The organism is Paraburkholderia bengalensis, assembly GCF_037126505.1.
Taxonomy (GTDB): domain Bacteria; phylum Pseudomonadota; class Gammaproteobacteria; order Burkholderiales; family Burkholderiaceae; genus Paraburkholderia; species Paraburkholderia bengalensis.
The window spans coordinates 22687-33422 of sequence record NZ_JACFYJ010000093.1 but is presented as its reverse complement, the minus strand read 5'-3'; the positions used below and the strand labels follow the sequence as shown (position 1 = coordinate 33422).

The window sequence follows — 10736 nt, the reverse complement described above, 5'->3', positions numbered from 1 at the left end:
CCGGCGCGCCGCCCGCCGGGCTCGCGGCGCGCGGCTGCCCGCCTCGGCGCGGTTGTCAGGGATCACGCTGTACAATACGGCGCCCAGCGCGCCTCGCAGGCCGGCCTCACCGCCGCGCCGCTGACCATCGGTTGTTCGCTTCCCGTGTGATCCGCCGTCGTCAATGCGAGCGCGTCCGTGCCTGCTGTATCCGTGAACACGATCCGTCACCCACGAAGCGCTATACCTACGTCGAATGCCCATGACCGCTCCGCGCCCCACTCTGCCCGGCCAGAAACGCCGCATGCGCCCGCTGCCTTCCGTGATCTTCATGAGCCGCTGGCTGCAGGTGCCGCTGTATCTGGGGCTGATCATCGCGCAAGGCGTCTACGTCGTGCTGTTCGTGAAGGAAGTCTGGCACCTCGTGACCCACGCCATGACGCTCGACGAAACCAGCATCATGCTGGTCGTGCTCGGTCTGATCGATGTGGTGATGATCTCGAATCTGCTGATCATGGTGATCGTCGGCGGATATGAAACGTTCGTGTCGCGCCTCGGCCTGGAAGGTCATCCCGACGAGCCCGAATGGCTCGATCACGTCAACGCGGGCGTACTGAAGGTGAAGCTGTCGATGGCGCTGATCGGCATCTCGTCGATTCATCTGCTGAAGACCTTTATCGACCCGGACAAGCACACGCAGCAAGCTGTGATGTGGCAGGTGATCATCCACGTCACGTTCCTCGTGTCCGCGCTGGTGATGGCCCTCGTCGACCGGCTGACCACGCATACGCATCCCATGCACTTTCACGAGCCCGACACGCACAAGCCAGCGATGCCCGGTGCCAGCGCAACGATTTCCAACTCCCCTGAAGGCGCCTGACCGGCCGCGTCGATACGCGGCCGCGATAAAAACGCCATAGCCCCACTGAGCCTAGCCATGACCGTCATCAAACAGGAAGACCTGATCCAGAGTATTGCCGACTCGCTGCAATACATCAGCTACTACCATCCGCTCGATTACATCGAGGCGCTCGGCCGCGCGTACGAGCTCGAAGAGAGCCCGGCTGCGAAGGACGCCATCGCGCAGATTCTCACCAACAGCCGCATGTGCGCCGAAGGCAAGCGCCCGATCTGCCAGGACACGGGCATCGTGACGGTGTTCGTGAAGGTCGGCATGGACGTGCGGTGGGACGGCGCGACGATGTCCGTCACCGACATGATCAACGAAGGCGTGCGCCGCGGTTACCTGAACCCGGACAACGTGTTGCGCGCGTCGATCGTGAGCCCGCCCGAAGGCGCGCGCAAGAACACGAAGGACAACACGCCCGCCGTCATCCACTACGAGATCGTGCCGGGCGACAAGGTCGATGTTCAGGTCGCGGCCAAGGGCGGCGGCTCGGAGAACAAGTCGAAGTTCGCGATGCTGAACCCGTCGGACTCGATCGTCGACTGGGTGCTCAAGACCGTGCCGACGATGGGCGCGGGCTGGTGCCCGCCCGGCATGCTCGGCATCGGCATCGGCGGCACGGCTGAAAAAGCGATGGTGATGGCGAAGGAATCGCTGATGGACCCGATCGACATCCAGGACATCATCGCGCGCGGCCCGCAAGACTGGATCGAAGAACTGCGCGTCGAACTGCACGAGAAGGTCAACGCGCTCGGCATCGGCGCGCAGGGTCTGGGCGGTCTCGCCACCGTGCTCGACGTGAAGATCATGGCCGCGCCGACGCACGCAGCCTCGAAGCCGATCGCGATCATCCCGAACTGCGCGGCCACGCGCCACGCGCACTTCACGCTCGACGGCTCGGGCGTCGCGAAGCTCACGCCGCCGCCGCTCGACGCATGGCCGAAAGTCACGTGGCAGCCGAACACGGAAACCAGCAAGCGCGTCGACCTGAACACGCTGACGCCGGAAGAAGTGGCTTCGTGGACGCCGGGCCAGACGCTGCTGCTGTCGGGCAAGATGCTCACCGGCCGCGACGCCGCGCACAAGCGCATCGCCGACATGCTCGCGAAGGGCGAAAAGCTGCCCGTCGATTTCACGAATCGCGTGATCTACTACGTCGGCCCCGTCGACCCGGTGCGCGACGAAGCTGTCGGCCCGGCAGGCCCGACGACGGCTACGCGCATGGACAAGTTCACGGAAACGATGCTGGCGCAAACCGGCCTGATTTCGATGATCGGCAAGGCCGAGCGCGGCCCCGTCGCAATCGAGGCGATCAAGAAGCACAAGGCCGCGTACCTGATGGCCGTGGGCGGCGCAGCGTATCTGGTGTCCAAGGCGATTCGCAGCGCGAAGGTGCTCGCGTTCGAAGACCTCGGCATGGAAGCCATTTACGAATTCGACGTGCAGGACATGCCCGTGACGGTCGCCGTCGATTCGAACGGCACGTCCGTTCATCAGACGGGACCGAAGGAATGGCAGGCGAAGATCGGTAAGATTCCCGTCGCTACCGCTTAAGAATTTTCTTTGTTTCACCGAGGCCGGGACGTTATAGTCCCGGCTTTTTTATTGTTCACGCGAAATACAAATTTAATTGCGTTAATAATTCTCAACAACCATATCCGTCCTTGGCATTTCGCTTTCAGGCGTTTATTGTTGTTGAAAACTTGGCTCCGGAAGAGGAAAGATCATGCAAGGCGATAAAAAAGTCATCGAATATCTGAACGCCCAGTTGAAGAACGAACTGACCGCGATCAATCAGTATTTCCTGCACGCGCGGATGTACAAGCATTGGGGACTCGACAAGCTCGGCAAGCACGAGTACGACGAATCGATCGGTGAAATGAAGCACGCCGACATGCTGATCGAGCGTATCTTCATGCTCGACGGCCTGCCGAATCTGCAAGACCTGCACAAGCTGCTGATCGGTGAAGAAACAAAGGAAATCCTCGAATGCGATCTGAAGCTCGAGCAGATTTCGCAGGGCACGTGTAAAGAGGCGATCGCGTATTGCGAGTCGGTGCGCGATTTCATTTCGCGCGAAATCTTCACGACGATTCTCGAGACACGGAAGAACACATCGACTGGCTCGAAACGCAAATCGACCTGATCGACAAAGTCGGCATCCAGAACTACCAGCAATCGGCGATGGGCTCGCCGGAATAAAACCGTGTGCGCGCAGGAGCGCCCGCGCACTCCTGCTACACTTTCGCGGTTCGATCCGCGCAACGTTCCCGACGGGCGCTGCGCGGATTTTCTTATGTGGCTTCCGTTGAAACCATGAGCGCTTCGTTCCCCGTTTCAGATTCGTCCTCTTCGTTGCCGTCCGTTGCCGCGCTCGATCCGCGCGCGCCCGTCGGTATTTTCGATTCGGGCCTGGGCGGTTTGTCGGTGTTGCGCGCCGTGCGCGCGCAGTTGCCGGACGAGGCGCTCGTGTATGTCGCCGATTCGCTCTACGCGCCGTATGGCGAGCGCGACGACGACTTCATCGCCGACCGCACGCTCGCCATCGGCGAATGGCTGGTCGCGCAGGGCGCGAAGGCGCTCGTGGTCGCGTGCAACACCGCCACCGCGCAGTCCATCGCGCTCGTGCGCGAGAAATTGCCCATCCAGCTGATCGGCGTGGAGCCGGGCATCAAGCCGGCCGCGCAACAATCGAAGTCGCGCGTGGCGGGCGTGCTCGCCACCCGCGTGACGCTGCGCAGCGCCCGCTTCCAGGGCTTGCTGGAGCGTCACGGCAGCGATTGCCGTTTTCTGTGTCAGCCGGGACTTGGACTCGTGGAAGCCGTCGAGCGCTGCGATATCGGCTCGCCCGAGTTGCGCGCGCTGCTCGTCAGCTACCTCCAGCCGATGCTCGACGCGGGCGCCGACACGCTCGTGCTCGGCTGCACGCACTATCCATTTCTCGACGCGGCGATCCGCGACATCGTCGGCGACCGGCTGGCGCTGATCGATACGAGCGTCGCAATCGCCCGGCAGCTCGAGCGCGTGCTGGACCAGCAGGGATTGCGCTCGCCCGGCCGCCCCGCCGCGCCGCTGCCCCGCTTTTGCTCGACCAGCGACGGCGCACACCTGAAGCAACTCGCCGCGACCCTGCTGCATATCGATACCCCCGTCGAGCGCGTGCATATCCCGTCGCGCCGCACCGTCACGCCGGATTCGCACGCCGCCTGAAGGGCGCAAGCGGCGAGAGGCGTCTGCACCGCCCGACGGCCTCCCGCCATCAAATCGTTTCCATCGGCAGCGGCGAAACCCTTCTAACAGGCTGGTTTTGTTACAAAATTTTGCCTCGAAGGCTTGCCAAAGCGACCAAACAAAATGATAATAATTCGCATTAACGTTAGCTATCGCGAGCTGTCATGATTGTCTGCGTGTGCAAGTCTGTATCCGACCGGAAAATCCGTGCATCCATCGCCGAGGGCATCGACACGTTCGACGAACTCCAGTTCGAACTGGGCGTCGCGATGTGCTGCGGCAAGTGCGAAGAGTCCGTGCGGGATGTGATGGCGCAAAGCGGCGTCTGTGCAAGCCGCTGCGGCGTCGAGCAACACACGCAAGCGGTGCCGCTGACGTTCTTCGAGCGCAAGGCCGCCTGAAGCGAGGTTCTGCCGTTTTTGCCGCGTTTCGACGCAAGGTCGTAGAACGTCGTAGAACGTCGCCGAACGCGCGCCCGCATCGCGCGCTGCCGCATTATTTCCGCCGTCAGCAAGCCAGTCGGACACCAGCCAGCGACGCCATCCTTCCAGGAGTTTGCGATGGAATTGCTGATCGGGTTTCTGACCACCCTGTGTATCTCGCTGCTGATATTCCGAACATGACGCTGTTTTGCATGACGTGCTGCATCGACGGCGCGCCGCCACGCTGACATGCAGGCTACGCCCTCTCTTCCGCCCGGTTTCGCGCCGGAACCTTCCGCCCGGATCAACCCGCGTGTCGCCACGGTGACGGGGATCGTCATCGGTCTCCACATCGTCGCGCTTGCTATTGCGTTCACGGTGCGTGAAGTCGCGCCAGTGCGCATCGATTCGCAACGCACGATCACGGCCGAACTGCTTGCGCCGCCGGCGCCCGCCGCCGCGCCTGTCGCGATCGAATCGGCCCCGCCGCCGCCCAAGCCCGTTCCCGTGCAGAAGGTGAAGCCGAAGGTGCAACCGCACCCAGCGCCCAAGCCGACGCCAGCGCCGATGCCCGTCGCGCAAGCGCTTCGCAGCATGAGATCAGCGCGCCGCCGAACCGGCTCCGCCGCGCCGCCCGCGCCGCCCGCACCTGCAGCGCCCGCCGCGCCAGTGTCGAAACCGCTGATGTCGATCAGCGCGCCCAAGGACGCGTCGCATCTAAGCTGCAGCATCGTCGAACCGGGTTATCCGGCGATGTCGCGCCGGCGCGGCGAAACGGGCCGCGCCATCGTGCAGTTCGTGCTGAGTGCGTCGGGACGCATCGAAAACATCGAACTGAAAAAGAGCAGCGGCTACGATCGTCTCGACCAGGCGGCGCTCGACGCGATCCGCGCCAGTTCGTGCAAGCCCTATCTGGTGGATGGCGAAGCGGTCCGCGTGCCCGCCGTCCAGCCTTTCGACTTCAGCCTGAACAACTGACCGGTTGCGCAAGATTTCAAAGAAAAAGGAATTGCCATGCAGAACTACGGTATTGCCCACGTCTGGGCGCAAGGGGATTTCGTCACGCGAGGTATCGCAGTGGCGTTGTTGATCATGTCGGTGCTGTCGTGGAGCGTGATCCTGATCAAATCGTGGAACGTGGTGCGCCTGAACCGTCTGACGAAGAACGCGGAAAAGGCCTTCTGGCATTCGGACGACATCGCCGACGGCATGAAGAAACTCGGCAGCGATACGTCGTCGCCGGCCGAAAATCCGTTCCTCGCGCTCGCGATGTCAGGCCAGGAGGCCGCCGATCACCATCATCAGACGCAGCCGCATCTGCACGACCGCATGGACGTGTCGGACTGGGTCACGCGCTGCCTGAAGGACACGATGGACGAAAGCGTTGCGCGCATGCAGGCGGGCCTCGCGATTCTCGCGTCGATCGCCAGCACGGCGCCGTTCGTCGGCCTGTTCGGCACCGTGTGGGGCATCTATCACGCGCTGCTGACAATCGGCGCGACGGGTCAGTCGTCGATCGATCAGGTCGCCGGTCCTGTCGGCGAAGCGCTGATCATGACGGCGTTCGGCCTGTTCGTCGCGATTCCCGCGGTGCTCGGCTACAACGCATTGACGCGCGCCAACAAGGGCGTCGTCAGCAAGCTGAACCGCTTCGCGCACGGCCTGCACGCGTTCTTCGTGACGGGCGCGCGCCTGTCGTCGACGAAACGCGGCGACGGTCTTCGGCTCGCGACCCGCGTCAACTGAATAACGAGGCATAGCGATGGCAATGAGCCCTTTCGCCGGCGACGATGACGACGGCCTCATGAACGAAATCAACATGACGCCGCTCGTCGACGTCATGTTGGTTCTCCTGATCGTTTTCATGGTGACGATTCCCGTGATCCGCCATGCCGTGAAGATCGACCTGCCGCACGCGAGCAGCCAGAAGGAAGACACCAAGCCCGCGCAAGTGACGGTATCGATCGACGCCGACGGCAACGTGCTGTGGGACGATCAGAAGATTTCCGAAGAAGCGCTGCAGGCGAAGATCGCCGCTGCCGCCCAGAAGGAACCGCAGCCGGAATTGCATCTGAGCGCGGACCGCAAGGTCGCGTACGAGAAGGTGGCACAGGTGATGTCGGCGGCCCAGGCGGGCGGCCTGACCAAGATCGGTTTCGTGACGGAGCCGAAGGCGCATTGAGCGCATCAAACGCACCGCACGCACGAGACGCAGCGTTCGGCGTTCAGAGAGATGACCTGCTTTCTGCGGCTAGAAAGTAAAAGGCCTTCATCAAAGGATGAAGGCCTTTTTTTGTGCGCACTCGGCGCCTTCGGGCGGCGGGATCATTTGCCATTGCTTGTGCTCTGGATCTGATCACCGCATGCGACAGCCGTGGTCGACACGGACAGCGCGCTCAGCCCTATCAGGCCTGCTATCAAAGCGGCCGTGATTTTTCGCATAGGACGCTCCTTAGCGAAGGGATTTCAATATAAGCCCGTGAGCCTGCGCGTACAAGCCTGCGGCCATTGAAAGTATCCATCGCTGGCGGCGCTTAAATGGCAAAAGCGATATGCCCTCGCTGGCCATGCGCGTCGCCCTGCACGATGCGTCATACGACGGCGGGCGCTTTCAGCCGCAGCTGCTTCGCTTCGCGCTCGGGGCATTCCTGCTGGATATGTTTGCCCGTGTCGGGATCGAGCATCTCAACCAGATAGTCGACGAAAGTCCGCACGGCGGGCACCATGCCCTGCCGCGACAGAAACACGGCATAAAGCTGCGGCGTCGGCAGCGTCCAGCCCGGCATCACGGGCGACAGCCGCCCGCTGCGCAGCGCCGCGCCGTACATCATCTCCGGCAACGCAGCGATGCCGACGCCCGCGAGCGCCGCTTCGAGGATCATCATCAGATCGGCCGTCACGAGGCGCGGCTCGTGCTCGTGTGCGTGGCGCGTGCCGTCGGGCGCGATCAGGTTGTAGACGTGTCGGCCGTCGCCCGTCGGCGTATCGAGCGTCTCGAAGCCCTTCAGATCCGCGGGTTCGAGCGGCGGCGCATTCTGGCTGAGCAGGCTCGGCGCGCCGACCAGCATCTGCTGCGTGCGCCACAGCGGCCGTACGACGATGTTCGCGTTCTCGGGCGGCTCTGAGCGCACGCGCAGCGCGACGTCGATGGAGTCCTCGAACAGATCGACGACACGGTTCGTCACGCGCATCACGACACGCACTTCGGGATACCGGTGCATGAATTCCGGCACGATCTGCGACATGATGGTCTGCGAGATCGTCACGGGCACACTGACGCGCACCGTGCCGCGCGGCGACGCGCGCAGTTGCTGCACGACATTGACGGCCGCCTGCGCTTCGGAGAGCATCGCCTGACAGTGCTGGTAGAACAGCTGCCCCGCTTCCGTCAGCGCGAGCTTGCGCGTCGAGCGCTGCAAGAGGCGCACGCCGAGCGAAGCTTCCAGCTCCGTCAGCCGGCGCGACAGGCGCGACTTCGAAATGCCGAGCACGCGCTCGGCGGCGGAAAACCCGCCATGTTCGACGACCTGGGAGAAATACATCAGGTCGTTCAGGTTGTGCGAATCGATCTTCATGTCATCGTTTCACTGGTAGAACAATCCATTGCGACAGCTGGCCTGTTACGGCCAAAAACGGTCCATATAATAGCCTCATGTTTCAAAAATAATGCTATTCCCCATTTTTTGAGGTGATTTTGATGAGCGCGACCCGCACGATCGAACGCACGTATCCTTCCGTACGCACGGTTGAAGGCGGCGGCTTCGTCGTCCACCGGCCGTTTCCGACCCGCATGCTGATGGACTTCGACCCGTTTCTGCTACTCGACGAAATGGGTCCCGTCGACTACGCGCCGGGTGAGGCGAAAGGCGCGCCCGATCATCCGCATCGCGGTTTCGAGACGGTCACGTACGTACTCGAGGGCGAGTTCGGGCACAAGGATTCGGCTGGGCATTCGGGCACGCTGCACGCAGGCGACGTGCAATGGATGACGGCGGGTTCCGGCGTCGTGCACAGCGAGATGCCCGATCCGTCGTTCGTCGCGACGGGCGGCCGCGTGCACGGCCTGCAACTGTGGGTGAACCTGCCGAAGCGCGACAAGATGATCGCGCCGCGTTATCAGGAAATGTCGTCGGCGGGCATTCCCGTCGCGACGTCCAGCGACGGCAAGGTGCGCGTCAAGGTGATCGCAGGCGAAGCGCTCGGGGTCAAAGCCTCCATCGAAACGCGCACGCCTATCCTCTATCAGCATTTCACGCTGCAGCCGGGCGCGCGGATCGTGCACGCCGTGCCGCGCGACTTTCGCGTATTCGCGTATGGGCTGTCCGGCAAAGGTTTCTATAGCGACGAGCAGCTCGAAATCGGTCCGCAGCAGATGATCGTATTCGACAACGACGGCGACGCCGTCACGATCGCCGCCGGCGACGAGCCGCTCGACGTGCTCCTGTTCGGCGGCGTGCCGCTGAACGAGCCCGTCGTGCGCTACGGTCCGTTCGTGATGAACACCGAGGACGAAATCCGGCAGGCCGTCATCGATTACCAGGCGGGCCGCATGGGACAGATCGCACACTGAAGCCTCGCGCGGCGTCGCACGAAGGTTTCGCGAGCCGCGCCTCAACCGCGAAACGCGTCAAATTCGTTCACAATAGCAGTTCGCGCCGCGCGCCGCGTCATGCGCCGCGCGGCATGCTTCGTCCCGATTCAACGTTACAACTCATCGTCCCGCACAGGAGCACGCATGGCAGACACGAAGGTCACCGCACATATCGGTTCGACGAACTTTCAGGTGTTGTTCGACGACGGCGCCCACACATGGCTCGCCGACGAACCCGAATCGCTCGGCGGCGGCGACCATGGTCCGACGCCAAATTCGCTGCTGCTGTCGAGCCTCGGTGCGTGCACGTCGATTACGCTGAAGATGTACGCGCAGCGCAAAGGCTGGCCGCTCGACGAAGTGCGCGTGACGCTGTCGATGCAGAAAGATGGCGACGGCACGGCCATCGATCGCCAGATCGTGCTGACGGGCGATCTGTCGGACGAACAGCAGGAACGACTTCTGCAAATCGCCAATGCATGCCCCGTACACAAGATCCTGACCAATCCGATCTCGATCCGTACCGGCTTGGCCGTTGCCTGAAATGGGCTAGAAATTCGGCTTGAAATCGCTTGATATCGGCTAGATAGCGGTTTGAACTGCGCGTGACACTGCGCGAACCCTGAAGTTTAAAAAGGAATCTGTCGTCTTGAACTTCGAACATCTGATCCAGATCAATGATCCGCTGAACCCGCTCGTCGAAACGCTGACGCGCGAGCAGCTGTGGGAGGGTCTCGTGCTACGCGCCGAGCAGCCGCAGCTGTTCGTGATCGGCCTCGACAGCTGCTCGATCCTGTCGCGCACCGAAAGCACGCTGGAACGCGAGCTTCACTACGGCCAGGCGACCGTGCGCGATCGCGTCACGCTGACGCCGCAACAGAGCGTGCGCTACGACATTCTCGCGACGGCCGAGTACGTCGGCGGCTCGCTGACGATGACCATCGAGCAGCCCGACGAACTGCAGCTCTTCTTGCGCTTCGAGTACAAAACGAGCCTGCCGTCCGCCGACGACAACGGCGACCCCGATGCGCGTCAGACGGAAGAGATCGTGAAGTCGGCTTATCGCGAATCGGACATCGACACGGTTCGCCTGATCCGTCAGTTCGTCGGCGCGGGCAACGCACCCGATCAGCTGCACTAACGCCGCTGCGCGCCGCCCCGGTTCTCTGGCGGCGCACATTCCCCCGCCTATCGAAGCGTCAGACTGATTGATTTCTCCACCTTGTAAATGGGAATAATTATCATTTAGAATGATCCCAACAAACCGACGGACATCAACGGCAAGCATGACCAACATGACGCGCTCTTCCACGCTCAGCCTGCGCCGCCCTGCGGCAGCTGCATTGACGACAAGCCGTCCGGCCGGGTCCGAGACGACCGCACCCGCGCAACGCCATGCAGCTAGTAGCGACGCCGATACGCAAGCCGCTGAACCGTCCGAGCGCGTGCTGCGCAGCGATGCGCTGCTGCAAGGCCGCAGCCACGTGAGCATCGTGCATAACGGCGAGACGTATCAGTTGCGCGCGACCCGTTTAGGCAAGCTGATCCTGACGAAGTAACGAATGTCGCTGTAAAGATTGCAGTAGTACCGGGTATTGTGGGGACC

Annotated in this window: 12 protein-coding genes and 1 pseudogene; 12 read left to right on the top strand and 1 reads right to left on the bottom strand. The window is 62.6% G+C overall.

Annotated elements, in window-relative coordinates; translation table 11 throughout:
• Positions 1-241 precede the first annotated feature (241 nt).
• The 8 genes and pseudogenes from H3V53_RS34765 to H3V53_RS34730 all read left to right on the top strand — a co-directional run bounded on the left by H3V53_RS34765 (position 242) and on the right by H3V53_RS34730 (position 6721).
• The gene (locus tag H3V53_RS34765) at positions 242-859 is read left to right on the top strand and encodes a TIGR00645 family protein (RefSeq protein WP_336601688.1); all 618 of its coding nucleotides are present in this window, start codon (positions 242-244) and stop codon (positions 857-859) included.
• A gap of 57 nt (positions 860-916) precedes the next feature.
• Positions 917-2440, top strand: a complete 1524-nt coding sequence (locus H3V53_RS34760) for a fumarate hydratase (protein WP_336601687.1) — start codon at positions 917-919, stop codon at positions 2438-2440.
• A gap of 172 nt (positions 2441-2612) precedes the next feature.
• Positions 2613-3088 (top strand): annotated as a pseudogene (bfr, locus tag H3V53_RS34755) (bacterioferritin).
• A 114-nt stretch (positions 3089-3202) separates the two neighbouring features.
• Positions 3203-4096: a glutamate racemase gene (gene murI / locus H3V53_RS34750; protein WP_419539630.1), complete on the top strand. Its 894-nt coding sequence runs from the start codon at positions 3203-3205 to the stop codon at positions 4094-4096.
• Positions 4097-4281: 185 nt separating this feature from the next.
• Positions 4282-4518 carry a (2Fe-2S)-binding protein gene (locus tag H3V53_RS34745; protein WP_054927056.1) on the top strand — a complete coding sequence of 79 codons (237 nt, stop codon included), beginning with the start codon at positions 4282-4284 and terminating at the stop codon, positions 4516-4518.
• A gap of 270 nt (positions 4519-4788) precedes the next feature.
• The gene (locus tag H3V53_RS34740; protein ID WP_336601685.1) at positions 4789-5517 is read left to right on the top strand and encodes an energy transducer TonB; all 729 of its coding nucleotides are present in this window, start codon (positions 4789-4791) and stop codon (positions 5515-5517) included.
• Between the two features lie 36 nt (positions 5518-5553).
• Positions 5554-6285: a MotA/TolQ/ExbB proton channel family protein gene (locus H3V53_RS34735; RefSeq protein ID WP_336601684.1), complete on the top strand. Its 732-nt coding sequence runs from the start codon at positions 5554-5556 to the stop codon at positions 6283-6285.
• 16 nt (positions 6286-6301) lie between these two features.
• Positions 6302-6721 carry an ExbD/TolR family protein gene (locus tag H3V53_RS34730; protein ID WP_336601683.1) on the top strand — a complete coding sequence of 140 codons (420 nt, stop codon included), beginning with the start codon at positions 6302-6304 and terminating at the stop codon, positions 6719-6721.
• A gap of 409 nt (positions 6722-7130) precedes the next feature.
• Here the strand turns inward: H3V53_RS34730 and H3V53_RS34725 are convergent, their stop codons facing one another.
• On the bottom strand, positions 7131-8114 hold the full coding sequence (locus H3V53_RS34725; protein ID WP_336601682.1) for a LysR family transcriptional regulator: 984 nt from the start codon (positions 8112-8114) through the stop codon (positions 7131-7133).
• Between the two features lie 122 nt (positions 8115-8236).
• Between H3V53_RS34725 and H3V53_RS34720 the strand changes: the two genes are divergently transcribed.
• The 4 genes from H3V53_RS34720 (at position 8237) to hemP (ending at position 10689) form a co-directional block, all read left to right on the top strand.
• Positions 8237-9109: a pirin family protein gene (locus H3V53_RS34720; RefSeq protein ID WP_336601681.1), complete on the top strand. Its 873-nt coding sequence runs from the start codon at positions 8237-8239 to the stop codon at positions 9107-9109.
• Positions 9110-9274: 165 nt separating this feature from the next.
• A complete protein-coding gene (locus H3V53_RS34715; protein ID WP_336601680.1) occupies positions 9275-9673 on the top strand; it encodes an OsmC family protein in 399 nt (132 codons plus the stop codon).
• 106 nt (positions 9674-9779) lie between these two features.
• Positions 9780-10271 carry an AtaL-like protein gene (locus H3V53_RS34710; RefSeq protein WP_054926926.1) on the top strand — a complete coding sequence of 164 codons (492 nt, stop codon included), beginning with the start codon at positions 9780-9782 and terminating at the stop codon, positions 10269-10271.
• A gap of 145 nt (positions 10272-10416) precedes the next feature.
• Positions 10417-10689, top strand: a complete 273-nt coding sequence (gene hemP, locus H3V53_RS34705) for a hemin uptake protein HemP (RefSeq protein WP_336601679.1) — start codon at positions 10417-10419, stop codon at positions 10687-10689.
• Positions 10690-10736: the final 47 nt, after the last annotated feature.

Coding starts and splice junctions, on each gene's coding strand:
- H3V53_RS34730 (WP_336601683.1), top strand. CDS start 6,302: ATGGCAATGAGCCCTTTCGCCGGCGACGATGACGACGGCCTCATGAAC.
- H3V53_RS34745 (WP_054927056.1), top strand. CDS start 4,282: ATGATTGTCTGCGTGTGCAAGTCTGTATCCGACCGGAAAATCCGTGCA.
- hemP (WP_336601679.1), top strand. CDS start 10,417: ATGACCAACATGACGCGCTCTTCCACGCTCAGCCTGCGCCGCCCTGCG.
- H3V53_RS34720 (WP_336601681.1), top strand. CDS start 8,237: ATGAGCGCGACCCGCACGATCGAACGCACGTATCCTTCCGTACGCACG.
- murI (WP_419539630.1), top strand. CDS start 3,203: ATGAGCGCTTCGTTCCCCGTTTCAGATTCGTCCTCTTCGTTGCCGTCC.
- H3V53_RS34760 (WP_336601687.1), top strand. CDS start 917: ATGACCGTCATCAAACAGGAAGACCTGATCCAGAGTATTGCCGACTCG.
- H3V53_RS34740 (WP_336601685.1), top strand. CDS start 4,789: ATGCAGGCTACGCCCTCTCTTCCGCCCGGTTTCGCGCCGGAACCTTCC.
- H3V53_RS34715 (WP_336601680.1), top strand. CDS start 9,275: ATGGCAGACACGAAGGTCACCGCACATATCGGTTCGACGAACTTTCAG.
- H3V53_RS34725 (WP_336601682.1), bottom strand. CDS start 8,114: ATGAAGATCGATTCGCACAACCTGAACGACCTGATGTATTTCTCCCAG.
- H3V53_RS34735 (WP_336601684.1), top strand. CDS start 5,554: ATGCAGAACTACGGTATTGCCCACGTCTGGGCGCAAGGGGATTTCGTC.
- H3V53_RS34765 (WP_336601688.1), top strand. CDS start 242: ATGACCGCTCCGCGCCCCACTCTGCCCGGCCAGAAACGCCGCATGCGC.